The organism is Rehaibacterium terrae (genome assembly GCF_014202935.1).
Classification (GTDB): Bacteria; Pseudomonadota; Gammaproteobacteria; order Xanthomonadales; family Xanthomonadaceae; genus Rehaibacterium; species Rehaibacterium terrae.
The window spans coordinates 1-19,398 of sequence record NZ_JACHHX010000022.1 but is presented as its reverse complement, the minus strand read 5'-3'; the positions used below and the strand labels follow the sequence as shown (position 1 = coordinate 19,398).

At 69.1% G+C, this 19,398-nt stretch carries 19 protein-coding genes and 2 tRNA genes; 4 read left to right on the top strand and 17 right to left on the bottom strand.

Annotation, left to right across the window (positions count from 1 at the left end; translation table 11 throughout):
* Positions 1–218 precede the first annotated feature (218 nt).
* Together HNQ58_RS12255 and sufT are read right to left on the bottom strand one after the other, a co-directional pair.
* Complete coding sequence (locus tag HNQ58_RS12255; protein ID WP_183949219.1) at positions 219–623, bottom strand: hypothetical protein; 405 nt, start codon at positions 621–623, stop codon at positions 219–221.
* 26 nt (positions 624–649) lie between these two features.
* A complete protein-coding gene (gene sufT, locus HNQ58_RS12250; RefSeq protein ID WP_183949218.1) occupies positions 650–1,204 on the bottom strand; it encodes a putative Fe-S cluster assembly protein SufT in 555 nt (184 codons plus the stop codon).
* A gap of 63 nt (positions 1,205–1,267) precedes the next feature.
* Between sufT and HNQ58_RS12245 the strand changes: the two genes are divergently transcribed.
* Positions 1,268–1,675 (top strand): hypothetical protein, encoded by a 408-nt coding sequence (locus HNQ58_RS12245; RefSeq protein WP_183949217.1) that lies wholly within the window; start codon positions 1,268–1,270, stop codon positions 1,673–1,675.
* A 191-nt stretch (positions 1,676–1,866) separates the two neighbouring features.
* Here the strand turns inward: HNQ58_RS12245 and HNQ58_RS12240 are convergent, their stop codons facing one another.
* From HNQ58_RS12240 to HNQ58_RS12225, 4 genes are all read right to left on the bottom strand, one after another.
* On the bottom strand, positions 1,867–3,321 hold the full coding sequence (locus HNQ58_RS12240; RefSeq protein WP_183949216.1) for an NAD(P)(+) transhydrogenase (Re/Si-specific) subunit beta: 1,455 nt from the start codon (positions 3,319–3,321) through the stop codon (positions 1,867–1,869).
* The gene (locus tag HNQ58_RS12235) at positions 3,318–3,614 is read right to left on the bottom strand and encodes an NAD(P) transhydrogenase subunit alpha part 2 (protein ID WP_409617842.1); all 297 of its coding nucleotides are present in this window, start codon (positions 3,612–3,614) and stop codon (positions 3,318–3,320) included. Before HNQ58_RS12235 ends, HNQ58_RS12240 begins: the two co-directional genes overlap by 4 nt.
* Positions 3,614–4,744 (bottom strand): NAD(P) transhydrogenase subunit alpha, encoded by a 1,131-nt coding sequence (locus tag HNQ58_RS12230; RefSeq protein WP_183949215.1) that lies wholly within the window; start codon positions 4,742–4,744, stop codon positions 3,614–3,616. Before HNQ58_RS12230 ends, HNQ58_RS12235 begins: the two co-directional genes overlap by 1 nt.
* A 285-nt stretch (positions 4,745–5,029) precedes the next feature.
* Positions 5,030–7,318, bottom strand: a complete 2,289-nt coding sequence (locus HNQ58_RS12225; protein ID WP_183949214.1) for a DUF1631 domain-containing protein — start codon at positions 7,316–7,318, stop codon at positions 5,030–5,032.
* 142 nt (positions 7,319–7,460) lie between these two features.
* Between HNQ58_RS12225 and HNQ58_RS12220 the strand changes: the two genes are divergently transcribed.
* The 3 genes from HNQ58_RS12220 (at position 7,461) to HNQ58_RS12210 (ending at position 9,619) form a co-directional block, all read left to right on the top strand.
* Positions 7,461–8,030: a nitroreductase family protein gene (locus tag HNQ58_RS12220; protein WP_183949213.1), complete on the top strand. Its 570-nt coding sequence runs from the start codon at positions 7,461–7,463 to the stop codon at positions 8,028–8,030.
* Positions 8,027–8,920, top strand: coding sequence for a 5'-3' exonuclease (locus tag HNQ58_RS12215; RefSeq protein WP_183949212.1), 894 nt, complete (start codon positions 8,027–8,029; stop codon positions 8,918–8,920). Before HNQ58_RS12220 ends, HNQ58_RS12215 begins: the two co-directional genes overlap by 4 nt.
* Before the next feature lie 147 nt (positions 8,921–9,067).
* On the top strand, positions 9,068–9,619 hold the full coding sequence (locus HNQ58_RS12210; RefSeq protein ID WP_183949211.1) for an NUDIX hydrolase: 552 nt from the start codon (positions 9,068–9,070) through the stop codon (positions 9,617–9,619).
* Between the two features lie 85 nt (positions 9,620–9,704).
* On the opposite strand, the gene pip is transcribed toward HNQ58_RS12210, so the two are convergent.
* From pip to HNQ58_RS12155, 11 genes are all read right to left on the bottom strand, one after another.
* Positions 9,705–10,646, bottom strand: a complete 942-nt coding sequence (gene pip, locus HNQ58_RS12205) for a prolyl aminopeptidase (protein ID WP_183949210.1) — start codon at positions 10,644–10,646, stop codon at positions 9,705–9,707.
* 150 nt (positions 10,647–10,796) lie between these two features.
* Positions 10,797–10,873: transfer RNA gene (locus tag HNQ58_RS12200), tRNA-Pro, on the bottom strand.
* Positions 10,874–10,947: 74 nt separating this feature from the next.
* Positions 10,948–11,304 (bottom strand): MerR family transcriptional regulator, encoded by a 357-nt coding sequence (locus tag HNQ58_RS12195; RefSeq protein WP_183949209.1) that lies wholly within the window; start codon positions 11,302–11,304, stop codon positions 10,948–10,950.
* Positions 11,285–11,584, bottom strand: coding sequence for an integration host factor subunit alpha (locus tag HNQ58_RS12190; protein ID WP_183949208.1), 300 nt, complete (start codon positions 11,582–11,584; stop codon positions 11,285–11,287). Before HNQ58_RS12190 ends, HNQ58_RS12195 begins: the two co-directional genes overlap by 20 nt.
* A 1-nt stretch (position 11,585) precedes the next feature.
* On the bottom strand, positions 11,586–13,961 hold the full coding sequence (gene pheT / locus HNQ58_RS12185; RefSeq protein ID WP_183949207.1) for a phenylalanine--tRNA ligase subunit beta: 2,376 nt from the start codon (positions 13,959–13,961) through the stop codon (positions 11,586–11,588).
* Between the two features lie 128 nt (positions 13,962–14,089).
* The gene (pheS, locus tag HNQ58_RS12180) at positions 14,090–15,085 is read right to left on the bottom strand and encodes a phenylalanine--tRNA ligase subunit alpha (protein ID WP_183949206.1); all 996 of its coding nucleotides are present in this window, start codon (positions 15,083–15,085) and stop codon (positions 14,090–14,092) included.
* 200 nt (positions 15,086–15,285) lie between these two features.
* A complete protein-coding gene (gene rplT / locus HNQ58_RS12175) occupies positions 15,286–15,645 on the bottom strand; it encodes a 50S ribosomal protein L20 (RefSeq protein ID WP_183949205.1) in 360 nt (119 codons plus the stop codon).
* A 13-nt stretch (positions 15,646–15,658) separates the two neighbouring features.
* Positions 15,659–15,856: a 50S ribosomal protein L35 gene (rpmI, locus tag HNQ58_RS12170; RefSeq protein ID WP_183949204.1), complete on the bottom strand. Its 198-nt coding sequence runs from the start codon at positions 15,854–15,856 to the stop codon at positions 15,659–15,661.
* 228 nt (positions 15,857–16,084) lie between these two features.
* Entirely contained in the window at positions 16,085–16,603 is a 519-nt protein-coding gene (infC, locus tag HNQ58_RS12165; RefSeq protein WP_183949242.1) for a translation initiation factor IF-3, read from the bottom strand.
* A 36-nt stretch (positions 16,604–16,639) separates the two neighbouring features.
* Positions 16,640–18,547: a threonine--tRNA ligase gene (gene thrS / locus HNQ58_RS12160; RefSeq protein WP_183949203.1), complete on the bottom strand. Its 1,908-nt coding sequence runs from the start codon at positions 18,545–18,547 to the stop codon at positions 16,640–16,642.
* A 332-nt stretch (positions 18,548–18,879) separates the two neighbouring features.
* Positions 18,880–18,954 (bottom strand) — tRNA-Val (locus tag HNQ58_RS12155).
* Positions 18,955–19,398 lie beyond the last annotated feature (444 nt).

The following is a 19,398-nucleotide window of genomic DNA, read 5'->3' as shown; positions in this document are numbered from 1 at the left end:
AGGATTTGCGCGGAGCGTGGCGACGCTAGCCGGTCACGGCCCCGGCGTCAACGGGAAGGCGGACGGGAAGCACCTGATTCGCAAATGAAATTTTGTGCGTCGCAGCAAACCGGAGCGGCGCGAGCAGCTGCAAATCCCTCTCTACCCGGCGATGGTTGCACCGTGCGCCGTTTGCGGATCGTCGTGCATTGCAACATTCCGCGTTGGCACGCGGGGCCTCAGCGACGTCCGCCGATGATCTTCACCGGCCTGGGCCGGAACAGATGCAGCACCAGACCGAGCAGCAACAGCAGCGGGGCCCCGTGATGCGCGGCGCGCAACCAGACCGGCATGGCCACGATGATCCGCTCGACCAGCAGCCCCGGCGGCGCGGACGCGATCTCGTCCCAATGCGAAGCCAGCTGCCCACGCGCCCATTGCGCCGCCCTCTCCTCGCCGAGCAGCGGCACCACGTGCTTGCCCACGCCCATGTAGGTCGCGGTGAGGAAGGCGTGCCGAGCGGCGGCGCGTTCGACCTGCTCGCCGAAAGCGGGGACGCGGGCGATGCCGCCCCAGAACACCAGACAGGCGGCGAATGCCGTGAAGAAAAGCAGCCATGTCACGGGAAGCAGCCAGCGTCTCACGTCGCCCTCTCCTTCCCGCGCGACCTTCAGAACATGCCGGTTTCCAGGCGCGCGGCTTCGGACATCATGCTCTGGTTCCAGGGCGGATCGAAGACCAGCTCGACGTCCGCCTCGGCGATGGTGGGGATCAGCTCCAGCTTGCTGCGCACGTCATCGACCAGGATCTCGCCCATGCCGCAACCGGGCGCGGTCAGGGTCATCTTGACCTCGACCTTGCGGCGGCCGTCGTCGGTCCGCCCCAGCACGCATTCGTAGACCAGCCCGAGGTCCACGACGTTGATCGGGATCTCCGGGTCGAAGCAGGTGCGCAGCTGCTGCCAGACCAGATGCTCGACGTCGGCATCGGAGGCGTTCTCGGGCAACGCCGGCGCCGCCACCGGCTCCTTGCCGATGGCGTCGGCATCGCTGCCGGCGATGCGGAACAGGTTGCCCTCGACGAACACGGTGAAGCTGCCACCGAGCGCCTGGGTGATGTAGCCGACGCTGCCGGCAGGCAGGGTGACGCGCTCGCCCTGGGGAACGAGGACGGCGTCGCAGTCGCGTTCGAATTTCACCGGTTCGCTGGTGCGGTGGTAGCTCACGGCAGTTCCGCAGGGAGGGAGCACCCGCTATTTTACGGGCAAGCACCCCGCCGAGTCCGCGCATTGCCTTCCCCCCGCCTGATCTGGCCGCTGGCCACCGTCGCCACCCTCGCCGGCATCCTCGGCATCGCCGCCATCTGGACCGGGGTGGCCGTGGTCAGCGGCAAACCGGTCGGCTGGATGGCCCTGGTCGCCGCCGTCGATGCCGTGCTGCTGCTGCGGCTGGCCGGCACCCGCCCCGGCTGGCCGCGTGCCGGCGTCGCCGTGGCCGCGACCGCCGCCACCGTCGTGCTGGCGAACTGGTTCATCGTCGCCACCCAGCTCGGCCTCGCCATGGGCCTGCGCCCCCTGCCCTCGGCGCTGCGGCTCGGCCCGGACCTGGCCTGGTATCTGGCCGTCCTGGCCAACGGCGGCCTCGATCTGGCCGCGATCTTCGCGGCGCTGGCGCTGGCGGCGTGGTGGGGGCGCTGAAAGCCCCACCCGCCCTTGCAGCGGCTTCAGCCGCGACCGCAGTGGCGAGAAACGAGTGAAGAGGAGTGAGGAGTGAGAGAACGACGAGGCTGCGGCCAATCGATGCTCTCCCTCGTTTCTCACTCCTCTTGACTCACTCCTTAGGCTCTCGCGGTCGCGCTGAAGTCGCGCCTGCCGGAATGCCCGGCGGGTCAGTGCCCGCCATCCAGCGCCTTGAGCTCGGCCACCAGCCGGTTGGCCACCTCGGCGCCGTCGCCGTACAGCATCCGCGTGTTGTCGGCGTAGAACAGAGCGTTCTCGATGCCGGCGAAACCGGTGCCCTTGCCACGCTTGATGACGATGATGTTTTTCGAGCTGGCGACGTCGAGGATCGGCATGCCGTAGATCGGGCTGGACGGGTCGGTCTTGGCGACCGGGTTGACCACGTCGTTGGCGCCGATCACCAGCGACACGTCGGTGTTCGGGAATTCCGGATTGATGTCGTCCATGTCGGCGATCAGGTCGTAGGGCACGCCGGCCTCGGCCAGCAGCACGTTCATGTGCCCGGGCATGCGCCCCGCCACCGGGTGGATGGCGAACTTCACCTTCACGCCGCGCTCGATCAGCAGGCGGCTCAACTCCCAGATCTTGTGCTGGGCCTGCGCCACCGCCATGCCGTAACCGGGCACGATCACCACCCGCTCGGCGTAGGCCATCATCGCCGCCGCATCGGCGGCCTCGATCGGCTTCTGGCTGCCGGCGATTTCCTGCGCGCCGGCGCCACCGCCGCCGAAGTGGGAGAACAGCACGTTGCGGATCGGCCGGTTCATGGCGCGGGCCATGAGCTGGGTCAGCAGCAGGCCGGCCGCGCCGACCACGGTGCCGGCAATGATCAACGCCTCGTTGCCGAGCACGTAGCCCTTGAAGGCCACGGCCAGACCGGTGAAGGCGTTGTACAGCGAGATCACCACCGGCATGTCGGCGCCGCCGATCGGCAGCGTCATCAGCACGCCGAACACCAGCGCCAGCAGGAAGAAGGCGATGATCACCGGCACGTCGAGCTGGTAGAGGAGGAACCCGCCCAAGCCCAGCGCCGCCACGAACACCAGCAGATTGACGGCCTGCTGGCCGGGGAAGCGGAAGGTCCGGTCCAGGTGGCCGTCGAGCTTGGCCCAGGCGATCACCGAGCCGGAGAAGGCCACCGCACCGATCAGCGAGCCGAGTACCGCCAGCACCAGCTTGGTGGTGTCCAGGCACGCGTGCGCGGCCATCGCCTCGGCCGTACAGGCGCCTTTGAAGGTGGCCGCATTGAGCAGCGCCACCGCGCCGATGGCCGCGGCCGAACCGCCGCCCATGCCGTTGAAGATGGCGACCATCTGCGGCATGTCGGTGATCGGCACCCGCTTGCCCCACAGCCAGAACACCCCGCTGATGGCGATGGCGACCGCCATCAGGCCGAGGTTGAGCGGGTCGATGCCGGGCCCGCCCCAGGTGGCCGGCGCGAAGAAGGTGACGACGACGGCGATCACCATGCCCACGCCGGCCCAGCGGATGCCGCGCCGGGCGGTGACCGGCGAGCCCATCTGCATCAGGCCGATGATGAACAGGAAGGCGGCGACGAAATAGCTGGCCTTGGCGAGGAAGTCGAGCAGCACGGGCAGACTCATTCGGCGCCTCCCGGCTTGCGGCTGGACTTGAACATCTCCAGCATGCGCTCGGTGACCACGTAGCCGCCGACCGCGTTGCCGGCGCCCAGCAGCACGGCGACGAAGCCGATCGCGCGCTCCAGCGTGGTGTCGGCGTGCGCCAGCGCGATCATCGCGCCGACCAGCACGATGCCGTGGATGAAGTTGGAGCCGGACATCAGCGGCGTGTGCAGGATCACCGGCACCCGCGAGATGATCACGTGGCCGCAGATCGCGGCCAGCAGGAAGATGTAGAGCGCAAGGAAACCGTCCATCAGGCCGCTCCTCCTTCGATGCGCTGGCGGGTGGGCGCGTGGCGGATCACGCCGGCATGGGTGAGGCAGGTGCCGGCGACCAGGTCGTCGTCGAAATCGACGCTCAGTGCGCCGTCCCCGAGCATCAGCGCGAGGAAGTTGAACAGGTTGCGGGCGTACATCTCGCTGGCATGCAGCGCGCCCAGGCTGGCGAGGTTGAGCGGGCCGACGACGGCGACGCCACCGTGCTCGACCGTCTCGCCCGGGCGGGTGAGCTCGCAGTTGCCGCCGGTCTCGGCGGCCAGGTCGACGATCACGCTGCCCGGCTTCATGCCGGCCACCATCGCGGCGGTGACGATCTTCGGCGCCGGCCGGCCCGGCACGGCGGCGGTGGTGACGATCACGTCGACGTTCTTGAGGTGTTCGCCGAGGCGGCGCTGTTGTTCGGCGCGTTCCTCGGCGGTGAGTTCGCGGGCGTAGCCGCCCTCGCCCGCGGCGCTCACGCCGAGGTCGAGGAATTTCGCGCCCAGCGACTCGATCTGCTCGCGTGTCTCCGGCCTCACGTCGAAGCCCTCGACCTGCGCGCCGAGCCGGCGTGCGGTGGCGATGGCCTGCAGCCCCGCCACGCCGGCGCCGATCACCAGCACCCGCGACGGGCGGATGGTGCCGGCGGCGGTGGTGAGCATCGGAAAGAATCGCGGCGCCTGCTGTGCCGCGATCAGCACCGCCTTGTAGCCGGCCATGCCGGCCTGCGAACTGAGCACGTCCATGGCCTGGGCGCGGGTGGTGCGCGGCAGCAGCTCCATGGAAAAGGCACTGAGCCTGCGATCGCGCAACAACTTCACCCGCTCGTCGTCGCCATGCGGGGCGAGCAGGCCGATCACCAGCGCGCCTTCCTTCAGCGCGGCCAAGCGCTCGCGCGGCGGCGGCTGCACGCACAGCAGCACGTCGGCCGAGGCCAGCGCCGTGGCGTCATCGACGAACTCGACCTCGGGATAGGCAGCATCGGGAAAATAGGCCCTGTCCCCGGCCCCGCGTCCGAGCCGGACGGTGGCGCCGAGGCCGCGCAGCTTTTTCGCGGTCTCCGGCGTGATGGCGACGCGCCGTTCCCCTGGCGCGGACTCCTGCAGCGCAACGACTACGACCGTCATGCGTTCTCCCCGGGCAGGCACCGGCAGGACATCGCCCTGCCGGCATGGGCAAGCTCCCGGATGCTAGCACGTGGTCCGCGAGCGCAAACCCCCCGCCTTGCCTGCGGGGCCGCGACGGCGGCCAAGACCCGCACGCCACCCCCCTGCGCAGCCATGGCCATGACCGTGACCGCTCCCGCAGGGAGGGCCTGAAGGCCGCCCCGGGCCGGTTCGACCACGACGGGCCACGGGGAACGGACCGCCCCTTGCCAGGAGAGCAGGCGCGGACTCGCGCGGCGGTGACGCTCAGGCGGTGGCGCGCATCGACGACGGCTGCGGCGCCGGGGTGTGCAGGCGGCCGAGCACCTGGTGCATGGCGCGCTCGAAGGCGGTATTGACCGGCCGCACCAGCAGCCGCCGCTGCTTCATCATCGCCGCCAGCTCCTCGGCGGAGGCCACGCAGACGCGCACGCCACGGCGGTTGACGAACATCAGCCGGCCCGAGATCGGGCTCACCCAGGAGTACTTCGCCGGCTGCGGCTCGCCGTTCTCGCCGACGAACTCGACCCAGGTGCCGACGGCGAGCTGACGGATGCGCTCGGCATCGGCCGGGTCGTAGTCGAGCGCATCGCGGTTCGAGACCAGCTTGAGCAGCGTCGAGGGCTCCTCCCGGGCCGGGACCGCGGATGTCGGTACCGGCGGCGGCTCGCTGATCGCGATCGGCGCGGCTTCCTGGATGGCTTCCTCGCCGCGGGCCAGCCGGCGCAGCTCTTCGCTGAGCGCGCGCAGGCACTCGGCGGCGGCGTCGCCGGCGCAGCCGGAGGACAGCAGCACCGGCTCCAGCCCGCCACGCAGGGAAGACAGCCGGGGCAGGATGTTGACGCCCTGGGCCGCGTTGTCGAACGCGGCGATCAGCTCGTCGGCGCAATGCAGCGCACTGCGGAAAGCCGCGCTGCTCTCGCCCTCGCGCAGCAGCACGACCGCCAGGTGGTGACTCCAGTAGCGACGCAGCAGCAGATCCAGGGTCGGCGTGAGTTCGCGGTCGCCTACGCGGTCGGCCAGTTCGAGCGCGGCGCGGGCACGGGCCTGTTCCAGCCGCTCGCGGCCACGCTGCGCCTCGGCGGCGCGACGCTCGGCCGCTTCCACGCGCTTGCGGTGCTGATCGAGAAAGGCACGGAACTCCTCCTCCAGCGTCTGGAAGATCGCCAGATCCTCGTTGAACTCGGCGACCAGCCGGTCGACGACTTCCTGCACCTTGCCCAGCAGCTGCTTCTCCTGCGGCGTTTCGCCGCTGTTGCCTTCGCAGGCTTCGGCCAGCGCATTGAGCAGGCGGCGCGCGGGATGGGTCTTTTCCAGGAACATGCGGCGGTCGAGCAGCGCCACCTTGATGAAGGGCACGATCAGGCGGCCGATCAGGCTGCGTACCTGCGCGCGCAGCTCGCGCTCGTCCAGGATCACGTCGAACAGCATGCCGACCAGATCGACCGCATCTTCATCGGCCGGCGTGAGCCGGGTGGTGGCGGGGTCACAGCCGATCCGACCGGCGCTGGCGATCAGTTCGGCCTTGATCCGCTGCACCAGCGACTGGCCAGGATCCTCGATCGCCTCGCGCAGGCCGGGCGGCAGTTCGCCCTGCAGCAGGCCGAGCACGGTGAGCGTCTCGCGCGCCGAGAGCAGGCGCGCCGACGGATCCGGCGCGACCGGGGCGCCGTAATGGTTCTGGCGGTAGTTCTTGAGCAGCTCGTGCAGGGCCGAGAACAGCGCCCGCTCCTGCTCGCTGCTGACGCGCGACGCCGTGGCGTTCGCCGGTGCCGGACCGAGGCTGGCCGGCGCCGCCGCGGCGGGTGCCGACGGCTCATCCGCCGGTGTTTCGTCCGGCGCCTGCTCCGGCGCCGCATCGCGGGCCTTGACCGGCCTGAGCTGCGGCAGCACACCGGCCTCGATCAGCGTCCGATTGAGGCCGTCGTAGGCCGGCGCCAGCCCTGCCGGCAGCTCGCGCTCGCAGATCTTGAACAGGATCAGGCGCGGCGCCAGTTCGACCTCGCACGGCCGCAGTGCCACGTAGACGGCGGCGGCCAGATGTGCGCCGCCGACCGGATTGCTGTCGCCGTCGAGCTCGACATTGCCGGCCAGCCAGCCCAGCCGCTGCTCGATCTGCGCCAGCACGCCGCCGAAGTCCTTCTGCAGCGAGCCGGCCAGCATCTTGGCCGAGAGCTGCACGTCAAGGTCGTCCTCCGAGACCAGGCTCAGGCCATCGGACTGGCTGGCGTAGGCGCTTTCCGCCAGCTGCGGCTGGCGGCGCGCGAGCGCGGCGAAGGCGCCCGCCAGATGATCGCGGAACCGCTGCTCGATGCCGGCGCGCTCCCGGCGCAGCACACGCATCGCATCCATGAAAACCGGCTGATCCTGCGCCGGCACCGACTTCTGCATGAAATCGAACAGGGCATCGTCCACCCGGTCCAGTACACTGGCCAGGGCCTGGACGAGCGGGGGCAGGGACTGGCCGGCGAGCTGCGCCAGCAGATCGCGGCCGCCGCCGGTCGCAGCGGAAGCTTCGATGTCCGGGCCGTACGGATGAGGCCGGGTGTTGTCCATGGGCTTTGCCCTCGAGCGGGTTGGCCGACCGGCCGATGCTCCAGTTGGGGTGTCAGACTAGGCCGATCCCACCCACGAAAACGTGACCAATTGCGCCAATTTCCGCGCAAGAACCGAAAATACTGACCCGGAACGTCAATCCGTGACCCTGCTAGACCTGCTCCAGACCCGCCGCTCCACCCCGTCCCGCCTGCTCGGCGAGCCCGGCCCCAGCCCCGACCAGCTCGAAGCGATGCTGCGCGCCGCCGTGCGTGTCCCGGATCACGGCCGGCTGACGCCCTGGCGCTTCCTGCGCATCGCCGGCCAGGCGCGTCATGCACTCGGCGACGCCCTGGCCCGGCGCGCGCTGGAACGCGACCCGACCGCCACCGAGGCGGTGATCGAGAAAGAGCGCCAGCGCTTCTCCCACGCACCGCTGATCGTCGTGGTGATCGCCCGCCTGACGCCCGGCCACAAGGTCCCCGAGCAGGAACAGTTGCTGTCCGGCGGCGCGGTCTGCTTCGCGCTACTGCAGGCGGCGCAGGGCCTGGGCTTCGGCGCGCAGTGGCTGACCGGCTGGGCCGCCTACGACCCGGTCATCACCGGCCTGCTCGGCCTGGCCGGGCACGAGCGCGTGCTCGGCTTCATCCATATCGGCACGCCGCGCGAGGAGGCGCCCGAGCGGGTGCGCCCGGACCCGCGCGAGCTGCTCGCCGACTGGACGCCGGCATGAGCGGGCAGCCGCTGTATCTGGTCGATGCCAGCCTGTACGTGTTCCGGGCCTGGCACTCGATGCCGGACGAATTCACCGATGCCGACGGCTGGCCGATCAACGCCGTGCACGGCTTCGCGCGCTTCCTGCTGGAGCTGCTGGAGCGCGAGCGCCCGCGGCACATCGTCGTCGCCTTCGACCAAGCGCTCGAGTCGAGCTTCCGCAACACGCTCTACCCCGCTTACAAGGCCAACCGCGAACCGGCGCCCGAGGCGCTCAAGCGGCAATTCGCGCACTGCCAGGCGATGGCCCGCGCGCTCGGCCTGCCGGTGCTGGTCGATGACCGTTACGAGGCCGACGACCTGATCGGCACCGCCCTGCACGCGCTGCGCGCCCACGGCCACCGTGGCCTGATCGTCTCCGCCGACAAGGACCTCTCGCAGCTGCTGGAAGCCGGCGACGAGCAATGGGACTACGCCCGCAACCAGCGCTGGAGCCACGACGGCGTCAAGGCCCGCTACGGCGTGCACGCCCACCAGATCGCCGATTACCTCGGACTGACCGGCGATGCCGTCGACAACATCCCCGGCGTGCCCGGCATCGGCCCCAAGACCGCCGCCAGCCTGCTCGGCCACTTCGGCAGCCTCGACGCGCTGCTGCACCGGCTGGCCGAAGTGCCCTACCTGCGCCTGCGCGGCGCGGCGCAGGCCGCGGCGAGGATCGCCGCCCACCGCGAACAGGCCCTGCTGTCGCGCGAGCTGGCCACCATCGCCCGCGACGCCCCGCTGCCGGCCGACCTCGGCCGCGCCGAGCGCCGCGGCATCGACCGCGACGCGCTGGAGCCGCTGCTCGACCGCCTGCGCATCGGCCCGATGACCCGCCGCCGGATCGCGGCGCTGGCGGATCACTGAACGGCAAGAGCACGCACGGAGATTGGGAGAAAGCAGGAGGACACGGAGGATTCTTGATTGATTTCAAGCCTCCGCGTTCTCCTGTTTTCTCCTGCTCTTCTCCGTGCGTGATTTTGCTTTTCACAACGGACAGGTAGGATCGTAGCCATGGACAGCCTGCCCCCGCCCGAAACGATGTGCGAAGGCCGCTACCTGCGGCTGGTGCGGCGCGGGCGCTGGGAATACGCCGAGCGCACCAACGCCGGCTGCGCGGTGATCGTCATCGCGGTCACGCCCGAGGACAAGGTCGTCTTCGTCGAGCAATACCGCATCCCGATCGCCGCGCCGACCATCGAGATGCCGGCCGGACTGGTCGGCGACGTCGATGCCGACGACACCCTCGAAGCCGCCGCCAAGCGCGAATTGCTGGAGGAAACCGGCTGGTCCGCCGAGCGCGTCGAGGTGCTGATGTCCGGCCCGACCTCGTCGGGCATGAGCAACGAAACGGTCGCCTTCGTCCGCGCCCACGGCCTGACGCGGATGAGCGCCGGCGGCGGCGACGAGACCGAGGACATCATCGTCCACGAAGTGCCGCGCGCCGAGGCCGCCGCCTGGCTGTGCCGCAAGATGACCGAGGGCTACGCGCTCGACCCCAAGCTGTGGACCGGGCTGTGGTTCATCGACCACAACCCCGATGGCTCAAGGGCGAGGAGTGAGTAGTGGGTAGTGAGAGCGCAGCGCAGGCAATGCGTGTCTGGGCTGCTGCCCTTTTCTCACTCCTCGCTCCGCTCCACTCACGCCTGCTTCACCGGTAACCGTCGGTGGCGCGGACCAGCGCGTCGGCGATTTCCGGCTCGAAGGCGGAGTGGCCCGAGGCCGGACAGATCTCCAGCTTCGACCTGGGCCAGGCCTTGTGCAGGTCCCAGGCGTTCTGCAGGGGGCAGACCACGTCGTAGCGGCCGTGCACGATCGTGCCGGGGATGTCACGGAGGCGATGGGCGTCGCGCAACAGCTGGTCCTCGACCTCGTAAAAGCCGCCGTTGACGAAGTAGTGGCACTCGATGCGCGCGAAGGCGAGTGCGAAATGCGGATCCTCGTGCGAAGCCATGAAGCCCGGATCCTGACGCAGGAAACTGGTCGCCGCCTCCCACACCGACCAGGCGCGCGCCGCGTTCAGCCGCGTGGCCTCGTCGGGCGAGGTCAGGCGGCGGTGGTAGGCCGAGATCAGGTCGTGCCGCTCCACCGCCGGGATCGGCGCCAGGTAATGCTCCCAGGCGTCCGGGAACAGCCGTGAGGCGCCCTCCTGGTAGAACCACTCCAGCTCCCAGCGCCGCAGCATGAAGATGCCGCGCAGCACCAGTTCGGTGACGGTTTTCGGATGCGACTGCGCATAGGCCAGGGCCAGCGTGGAGCCCCAACTGCCGCCGAACACCTGCCAGCGCGCGATCCCGAGGTGCTGGCGCAATTTCTCGATGTCGGCGACCAGGTGCCAGGTGGTGTTGTCGACCAGATCGGCATGCGGCGTCGAGCGGCCCGCGCCGCGCTGGTCGAACAGCACGATGCGGTAGGCCCTGGGATCGTGGAAGCGCCGCATCTTCGCGCTGCAACCCGCCCCCGGCCCGCCGTGCAGGATCACCACCGGCTTGCCAGCCGGATTGCCGCACTGTTCGTAGTAGATCGTGTGGCGATCGTCGACCGCCAGCATGCCGCTGTCGAAGGGCTCGATCTCGGGATACAGCTCGCGCATGGGGGTCGGATTCGGCATTCGGGAAGAAGGAGGCGCAGTTTAGCAGCCCGATTCGGCGACTCGTCCTGTCGTGTCCGCGCACGAGCGCAGCCCGCCAGAAACGCAGAGAGCCGAAGCGTCGCCGCTTCGGCTCCCGTGCATTCCACGAATTGGTCGGGACGGTGAGATTCGAACTCACGACCCCCAGCACCCCATGCTGGTGCGCTACCAGGCTGCGCTACGCCCCGAAGACTTGCCGCTTCCGGCCGACGCCGGAAGGACGCGGATTATACGCGCATTCGCCCGCGCGTGGGGCGCGCCATCACCGCTTGAGGAGCTGGAGCACTTCCTCCAGCTCCATCCGCACCTGCCGCACGATCTGGGCGGACATGCTGGCCTCCGAACGGCCCGCCTCGCCTTCCAGGCGCTGGCGCGCGCCGCCGATGGTGTAGCCCTGCTCGTACAGCAGGCCACGGATCTGGCGGATCATCAGCACGTCGTGGCGCTGGTAGTAGCGCCGGTTGCCGCGCCGCTTGACCGGCTTGAGGCTGGGAAACTCCGTCTCCCAATAGCGCAGGACGTGCGGCTTGACGTCGCACAGTTCGCTGACCTCACCGATGGTGAAGTAGCGCTTCGCCGGGATCGGCGGAAGTTCGCGATTACTGCCCGGATCCAGCATAGGCTTCCACGCGCTCCTTCAGTTTCTGACCGGGACGGAAGGTGACCACCGTGCGGGCGGAGATCGGAATCTCCTCGCCGGTCTTGGGGTTGCGACCCGGACGCTGGTTCTTCCGGCGCAGGTCGAAGTTGCCGAAGCCGGACAGCTTGACCTGCTGCCCGTTCTCCAGCGCCTCGCGCAGCGCATCGAAGAACGCGTCGACGAATTCCTTGGCCTCGCGCTTGTTCAGACCCACTTCCTCGAACAGGCGTTCGGCCATCTCGGCCTTGGTCAGCGCCATGTCATCCTCTCAGTCTGGCGCCGCAGTCGCGTTCCATGGCCGCCACCGCGGCGGCCATGGCGCGGTCGGCGTCATGGTCGGTAAGCGTGCGTGAGACATCCTGCAAAATCAAGCCCATAGCGAGACTCTTTGTCCCGGCTTCGAGACCTGGGCCGACATAGCGGTCGAACACCAGCACCTCGCGCAGCTGTTCGCCCAGCGCGGCACGCAGGCTGGTTTCCAGCGCCTCCCACGGGGTGGCCTCGGGGACGACGACCGCGAGATCCCGGCGCACGGACGGAAAGCGCGACAGCGGCCGCGCCTGCGGCAGTGGCCGCGCCTGGATTGGATCGAGGTCGAGCTCGAAGCCGACCACCTCCCCGTCCAGGTCCAGCGCCTTGAGCAGGGCCGGGTGCAGGTGGCCGACCCAGCCGATGCGATGCCCGTCGCGCAGCACCTCGGCCGCACGGCCCGGATGCAGCCAGGGCTCGGACGCCGGCACGAAACGCACCCCGCCCGCACGGCCGCCGAGCGCCAGCAGGCTCTCGACCTCGCCCTTCAGGTCGTAGAAGTCGATTTCGCGACGCGCCTCGCCCCACTGCTCGGCCGCGGCCGTGCCGCAGGCCACGGCGGCGATGCGGCGGGTCTCGACCGGCGCCGCATCGCCGGCATGGAACACACGCCCCAGCTCGAACAGCCGCACCCTCGCCTGCTGGCGCGCGCGGTTGTGGCGCAACGCCTCGACCAGGCCGGGCAGCAGCGCGGTGCGCATCACGCCCAGCTCGGCACTGAGCGGATTGGCCAGCGCGACCGCGCCGGCCTGCAGTGACCAGGTGTCCAGCACGCGCTGGTCGAGGAAGGCGAAGCAGATCGCCTCCTGGAAGTCGCGCGTCGCCAGGTGCCGGCGCAGCACCCCTTCGTCAAGCCGGGTTTCGCTCGGCACCGCCAGCGGCAGTTCGCCGGCGGGTTTGCTGGTCGGAATCGCGTCGTAGCCGTGGATGCGGACGACCTCCTCGATCAGGTCTTCCTCGATGGCGATGTCGAAGCGGCGCGGCGGCGGCGTCACCGACCAGCCATCGGCGACGACCTCCACGCCCAGGCCCAGCGCGCGCAGGATGCGCTCGACCTCGGCGTCGGCCACGCTGACGCCGAGGATGCGCGCCAGCCGGGCGCGACGCAGCCGCACCGGCGCCGGCTGCGGCAGGTGCCCGGTCAGCACGGCTTCGCTGACCGGGCCGGCCCTGCCGCCGGCAATCTCCAGGATCAGCGCGGTGGCGCGCTCCAGCGCCTGGCGCGGCAGCGTCGGGTCGACGCCGCGCTCGAAACGATGCGAGGCATCGGTGTGCATGCCGAGCTTGCGGGCACGGCCGATCACCGCCGCCGGGGCGAAATGCGCGCTTTCGAGGAAGACGCGCGTCGTGCCGGCGGTGACGCGGGTATCCCAACCGCCCATCACGCCGGCCAAGGCCACCGGGCGGTCGTCGTCGGTGATCAGCAGAAAGTTCTCGTCCAGCGTCACCTCGCGCTCGTCGAGCAGCTTGAGCGTCTCGCCGGCACGGGCGCGACGCACGCCGACCGGCCCGCGCAGGGTGTCGCGGTCGAACGCGTGCAGCGGCTGGCCCAGCTCCAGCATCACGTAATTGGTGACATCCACCAACAGGCTGATCGGGCGCAGGCCGGAGCGCTTCAGGCGCTCGGTCAGCCACAGCGGCGAGACGGCGTACGGGTCGATGCCCTCGATGACCCGGCCGCAGTAGCGCGGGCAGTCGGCACCGGCATCCAGCCGCACTTCGACGCGATCGGTACTGTCGACCGCGGCCGGCGCGATGTCCAGCGGGTTCACCTGCGCGCCCAGCGCCGCCGCCACGTCGAAGGCGATGCCGCGCACCGAGAAGCAATCGGCCCGATTGGGCGTGAGCTTGAGCTCGATGGTGGCGTCGGGCAGGCCCAGGTACGTCGCCAGCGGGGCTCCCACCGGCGCATCGGCCGGCAGCTCCATCAGGCCGGAAGCGTCGGCATCGATGCCGAGCTCCTTCGCCGAGCACAGCATGCCGAACGACTCCACCCCGCGCAGCCTGGCCGCCTTGATGGCGATGCCGCCGGGCAACGTCGCGCCGATGGTGGCCAGCGGCGCCTTCAGGCCGGGACGCGCATTCGGCGCGCCGCAGACGATCTGCACCGTCCCGCCCCCGGCGTCCACCCGGCACACCTGCAGGCGGTCGGCCTCCGGGTGTTTCTCACAGGCGAGGATCTCGGCGACGACCACGCCGTCGAGGCCCTCGCCCAACGGGGTGACCTCCTCGACCTCCAGGCCGATCGCGGTCAGCCGCGCGGCGAGTTCGTCGCGCGAGGCGGCGACGGTGACGTGTTCGCGCAGCCAGCTTTCAGGAAATTTCATGTGCCGTTTCCAATCTGTCCATCGCGCATCCGCCAACACCACCCCCACTCCCGCCCTCCCCTTGAAGGGGAGGGGGCAAAGCGTGGGGCTGCCAGGCTTCCACGATTCCCGATTCCCGATTCCCGCCCTCAGGCGAACTGCCTGAGGAAGCGCACGTCGTTCTCGAAGAAGCTGCGCAGGTCATCGACACCGTAGCGCAGCATCGCGAAGCGCTCGATGCCGATGCCGAAGGCGAAGCCGCTGTAGTGCTCCGGGTCGATGCCGCAGTTGCGCAGCACGTTCGGGTGCACCATGCCGCAGCCGAGCACCTCCAGCCAACGCTCGGAGCCGTCCTCGCGGTCCCAGCGGATGTCCACCTCGGCGGAAGGCTCGGTGAACGGGAAATAGCTCGGCCGGAAACGCATCGCGAAGTCGCGCTCGAAGAAGGCGTCGACGAACTGCTTGAGCGTGCCCTTGAGGTCGGCGAAGGTGCTGGTCTGGTCGATCAGCAGGCCTTCCATCTGGTGGAACATCGGCGAGTGGGTCTGGTCCGAGTCGCTGCGGTAGACCTTGCCGATGGCGATCATGCGGAACGGCGGCTTGCGATCGCGCATGTAGCGCACCTGCACCGGCGAGGTATGGGTGCGCAGCAGGCGGCCGTCGGGGAAGTAGAAGGTGTCGTGCATCGCCCGCGCCGGGTGGTGCGGCGGGAAATTCAGCGCCTCGAAGTTGTGCCAGTCGTCCTCGATTTCCGGGCCGTCGGCCAGCTCGTAGCCCAGGCGCGAGAAGATCTCGGCGATGCGCTCGGCGGCGCGTGTCACCGGATGCAGCGTACCGGTCTGGCCGCGCCGGCCCGGCAGGGTGACGTCGATGCGTTCGGCCGCCAGGCGCGCATCGAGCGCGGCCTGCTCCAGCGCGGCGCGGCGCGTGGCGATGGCCTCGGCCAGCGCGTCCTTGGCGCGGTTGACGGCCTCGCCGGCGGCCTTGCGCCGCTCCGGCGGCAAGCTGCCGAGCTGCTTGAGCTGCCCGGTGATCGTTCCCTGCTTGCCGAGCAGCTGCACGCGCAGGGCGTCCAGCGCGTCGAGGCTGTCGGCGGCGGCGATGCCGGCCAGGGCATCGCGGGTAAGGCTGTCGAGATCGCTCATGGGCAGACCGATTCTTTCTCCAGGCCACGGCATCCTCGCGAAGGCGGGGGCGGCGTGACCGTGTGGCAGGGTCCGGAAACGAACGTGGGGAAGGACTTGCGCCCTTCCCCACGCGGGTCGACGACCGCAGCCGTCGACGACACAAAGCTTTTGTGGAAAGTCCGGCCAGGGATGGCCGGGCTTCTGCGGAAGGACCCGCGTCAGGCCGCGAGCGCGTTCTTGGCCTGCTCGGCGATCTTGCCGAACGCGGCCAGGTCGTGCACGGCGATGTCCGCCAGCGCCTTGCGGTCCAGCGTGATGTTGGCCTTCTTCAGGCCGTTCATCAGGCGGGAGTAGCTCAGACCGTGCATGCGGGCCGCCGCGTTGATGCGGACGATCCACAGGGCGCGGAACTGGCGCTTGCGCTGCTTGCGGCCGATGTAGGCGTACTGCTGCGCCTTGGTGACCGCCTGCTTGGCGACGCGGAAAACCTTGCGGCGGGCGTTGTAGTAGCCCTTCGCGAGCTTCAGGATCTTCTTGTGACGACGACGCGCCGTCACGCCACGCTTGACTCGTGCCATGGGTCAGCCCTCCTCAGAGATACGGCAGCATGCGGTCGAGACGGCCGGCGTCTTCCGCGCGCACGTGGTTCGCACCGCGCAGCTTGCGCTTACGCTCGGTGGACTTCTTGGTGAGGATGTGGCTCTTGAAGGCGTGGCCGCACTTGTACTTGCCGGAAGCGGTCTTCCGGAAGCGCTTGGCCGCCGCCCGATTGGTCTTGATCTTGGGCATGGCGATCTTCCTTAGGGTGTCTATGTCACTGGCCCGGGCGGTGGCATGCGCCACGCTTTCCGTCCTGCCCGATCCGGCTTGTAGGCCCGCCGGCCGATGCGAGGCCGCGGGCGGGTCCAAACCCCCGCCGGCCGGAGCCGGAAGGGGCCGCGCATTATGCCAGCGCAGGCAACCCCTTGCAAATGAAGGGGTTTGCCCGCCTGCGCCCCGCATTCACGGGGCGGCGCCTCATTTCTTCTTCGGGGCGATCATCATGATCATCTGACGGCCCTCCAGGCGGGGGCGCTGCTCGATGATCACCTCGTCGCCCAGGTCATCCTCGATCTTCTTCGCCATCGCCAGACCCAGCTCCTGGTGAGCCATCTCGCGACCACGGAAGCGGATGTTGACCTTGACCTTGTCGCCCTCGGCGATGAAGCGGCGCAGGTTGCGCATCTTGATCTCGTAGTCGCCCACGTCGGTGACCGGGCGGAACTTGAGCTCCTTCAGCTCGACCTGCTTCTGCTTCTTCTTGGCCGCCTGAGCCTTCTTCTGCTGCTCGAAACGGAACTTGCCGTAATCCATGATCCGGCAGACCGGCGGATCGGCGTTGGGCTGGATCTCGACCAGGTCGAGGCCCGCATCCTCCGCCATGCGCAATGCCTCGTCGCGCGAGAGCACGCCGATCATTTCGCCGTCATCGCCGATCACGCGCACGCGCGGCACGCGGATCTCGCCGTTCTTACGATTCTGCTTCTCGGTACTGATTCGCCGATCCTCCGAAGGGGAAACGCACCGGCCGCCTCAAGCGGCCGGGCCACACTCGCCACGCAGGCGGGCGATGAAGTCGTCCAGGGACATCGTCCCCAGATCCTCGCCCGACCGCGTGCGCACCGCAACAGCGCCGTGTTCCTTTTCGCGATCGCCGACCACGAGCAGATACGGCACTTTCTGCAGGGTATGTTCGCGGATTTTATAGCCGATTTTTTCGTTCCGCAAATCGCAATGGACCCGGAAACCTTGATTTGAAAGGGCTTTTCCGACCGAGCGCGCGTACTCGGCCTGGGCATCGGTGATGTTCATCACCACCGCCTGCACCGGGGCCAGCCAGGCCGGGAAGGCGCCGGCGAAGTTCTCGATCAGGATGCCGATGAAACGCTCCATCGAGCCCACGATGGCGCGGTGCAGCATGACCGGGTGACGACGCTGCGAGTGCTCGTCGACGTACTCGGCGCCGAGCCGGCCGGGCATCATGAAATCCACCTGCATGGTGCCGAGCTGCCAGGTGCGGCCGATGGCGTCCTTGAGGTGGTACTCGATCTTCGGACCGTAGAAGGCGCCCTCGCCGGGCAGTTCCTCCCAGGCCACGCCGCAGGCCGACAGCGCGGCGCGCAGGGCGTTCTCGGCCTTGTCCCAGGTGGCGTCGTCGCCGAGCCGCGACTCCGGCCGCAGGGCGATCTTGATCTCGGGCTCGCCGAAACCGAAGGTGCGGTACACCTCCAGCGCCTGCCGGTGGAAGGCCGTCACCTCGGATTCGATCTGGTCCTCGGTGCAGAAGATGTGGCCGTCGTCCTGGGTGAAGCCACGCACGCGCAGGATGCCGTGCAGCGCGCCCGAAGGCTCGTTGCGATGGCAGGAGCCGAACTCACCGTAGCGGATCGGCAGGTCGCGGTAGCTGTGCAGGCCGTGGTTGAAGATCTGCACGTGGCCCGGGCAGTTCATCGGCTTCACCGCGTAAGTCCGCTTCTCGGACTCGGTGAAGAACATGTTCTCCTGGTAATTGTCCCAGTGGCCGGAGCGCTTCCACAGGCTCACATCGAGGATCTGCGGGCAGCGCACCTCCTGATAGCCGGAGTCGCGGTACACCTTGCGCATGTACTGCTCGACCACCTGCCACACCGACCAGCCCTTGGGGTGCCAGAACACCAGCCCCGGCGCCTCCTCCTGCAGATGGAACAGCTCCAGCTGCTTGCCGAGCTTGCGGTGGTCGCGCTTCTCGGCTTCCTCCAACTGCGTGAGATAGGCCTTGAGGTCCTTCTCGTTGAGCCAGGCGGTGCCGTAGATGCGCTGCAACATCTCGTTGTTGCTGTCGCCGCGCCAGTAGGCGCCGGCCACCTTCATCAGCTTGAACGCCTTGAGCTTGTCGGTGCTGGGCACGTGCGGACCACGGCACAGGTCGATGAACTCGCCCTGCGAATACAGCGACAGCGTCTCATCGGCCGGGATCGACTCGATGATCTCGGCCTTGTAGTGCTCGCCCTTGTCGCGGAAGAACCGGATCGCCTCGTCGCGCGCCATCAGCGAGCGCCGCACCGGCAGCCCCTCGGCGGCGATCTTCTTCATCTCCGCCTCGATCTTCTGCAGGTCCTCCGGCGAGAACGGCGTCTTGCGCGCGAAGTCGTAATAGAAGCCGTTGTCCACCACCGGGCCGATGGTGACCTGGGTGTCCGGGAACAGCCGCTGCGTGGCCTGCGCCAGCAGGTGCGCGGTGGAGTGGCGGACGATCTCCAGCGCATCGGGGTGTTTGTCGGTGACGATCTCGACGCTGGCGTCGTGCTCGATGCGATGGCTGGTGTCGACCAGCCGCCCATCGACCTTGCCGGCCAGCGCGGCCTTGGCCAGGCCAGGACCGATGGAGGCGGCCAGTTCCTGCACCGTGACGGGGTGGTCGAATTCGCGGCGGCTGCCGTCGGGTAGCGTGATGACGATCATTTGCGGCGCTCCCCTCTCCGCACGCGGAGAGGCATTCAGAATCGGGGGGAAAGACTGTCGCAGGCAACAAAAAAGGGCGCCGGGCGCCCTTCGAAGTGCTCGCTGCATGCGAACGGACTGGCCCTGCGCCGTGACGTTTACCGGAGCGTGGTAGTCTTCATGTCGCACACTCGACCCGCGGTTGCCCGCCGGCCACCTTTCGCTTCGCCGCCGCGGCCCCATGCCGCAGCGCAACAACGACAAACCTATGCGCCGGCCCCCGGCCTGTCAATGGCCCCGGCCACCAACGAAAACGGCGCAGCCGGTGAGCTGCGCCGTCCCGTGGTATCGGGTGGTGGGCGGTACAGGGTTCGAACCTGTGACCCCTACCATGTCAAGGTAGTGCTCTACCGCTGAGCTAACCGCCCCCCGAGGGGCGCGAACTATAGCAGAGCCCGGGGGCGGGAAACAACGGCAGGCACTTCGGCGCCCGCGAACGCTCCGTAGGGCCCGGACATTGCGGGGGGCGGTCCAGCCGCGACCGCCGCGGCGAGAAGCGAGTGAAGAGGCGTGAGGAGTGAGAGAACGACGAGGCAGCGGCCAGTCGATGCCCTCCCTCGTCCCTCACTCCTGCTGACTGACTCCTCGGCGCTCGCGGCCACGGTTGCCGTTCCTGCAGCGTGTGGGTTGGGTACGTCGCGACCTGGCCGGCTTTTCAGGCCGGTTGTTCCGTGCGCTTGCGGGTTTGTCGCGATCTGGCCGGCGCTGCGCGCCGGAGGTTCCGTCCGCCTGCCGGCGGCCGGGTCACTTTCTCTTGCTTGCCCAAGAGAAAGTGACCAAAGAGAAGGGCACCCCAGGTGCTCGCGCCCTCC

Excerpts from the sequence above, each read along its gene's own strand:
- HNQ58_RS12225 (WP_183949214.1), bottom strand. The coding sequence starts at position 7,318 with ATGGACAACACCCGGCCTCATCCGTACGGCCCGGACATCGAAGCTTCC.
- HNQ58_RS12230 (WP_183949215.1), bottom strand. The coding sequence starts at position 4,744 with ATGACGGTCGTAGTCGTTGCGCTGCAGGAGTCCGCGCCAGGGGAACGG.
- HNQ58_RS12215 (WP_183949212.1), top strand. The coding sequence starts at position 8,027 with ATGAGCGGGCAGCCGCTGTATCTGGTCGATGCCAGCCTGTACGTGTTC.
- HNQ58_RS12190 (WP_183949208.1), bottom strand. The coding sequence starts at position 11,584 with ATGGCGCTGACCAAGGCCGAGATGGCCGAACGCCTGTTCGAGGAAGTG.
- rpmI (WP_183949204.1), bottom strand. The coding sequence starts at position 15,856 with ATGCCCAAGATCAAGACCAATCGGGCGGCGGCCAAGCGCTTCCGGAAG.
- pip (WP_183949210.1), bottom strand. The coding sequence starts at position 10,646 with ATGCGCGAGCTGTATCCCGAGATCGAGCCCTTCGACAGCGGCATGCTG.
- HNQ58_RS12240 (WP_183949216.1), bottom strand. The coding sequence starts at position 3,321 with ATGAGTCTGCCCGTGCTGCTCGACTTCCTCGCCAAGGCCAGCTATTTC.
- pheS (WP_183949206.1), bottom strand. The coding sequence starts at position 15,085 with ATGAGCGATCTCGACAGCCTTACCCGCGATGCCCTGGCCGGCATCGCC.
- thrS (WP_183949203.1), bottom strand. The coding sequence starts at position 18,547 with ATGATCGTCATCACGCTACCCGACGGCAGCCGCCGCGAATTCGACCAC.
- HNQ58_RS12210 (WP_183949211.1), top strand. The coding sequence starts at position 9,068 with ATGGACAGCCTGCCCCCGCCCGAAACGATGTGCGAAGGCCGCTACCTG.
- HNQ58_RS12235 (WP_409617842.1), bottom strand. The coding sequence starts at position 3,614 with ATGGACGGTTTCCTTGCGCTCTACATCTTCCTGCTGGCCGCGATCTGC.
- HNQ58_RS12195 (WP_183949209.1), bottom strand. The coding sequence starts at position 11,304 with ATGCTGGATCCGGGCAGTAATCGCGAACTTCCGCCGATCCCGGCGAAG.
- rplT (WP_183949205.1), bottom strand. The coding sequence starts at position 15,645 with ATGGCACGAGTCAAGCGTGGCGTGACGGCGCGTCGTCGTCACAAGAAG.
- pheT (WP_183949207.1), bottom strand. The coding sequence starts at position 13,961 with ATGAAATTTCCTGAAAGCTGGCTGCGCGAACACGTCACCGTCGCCGCC.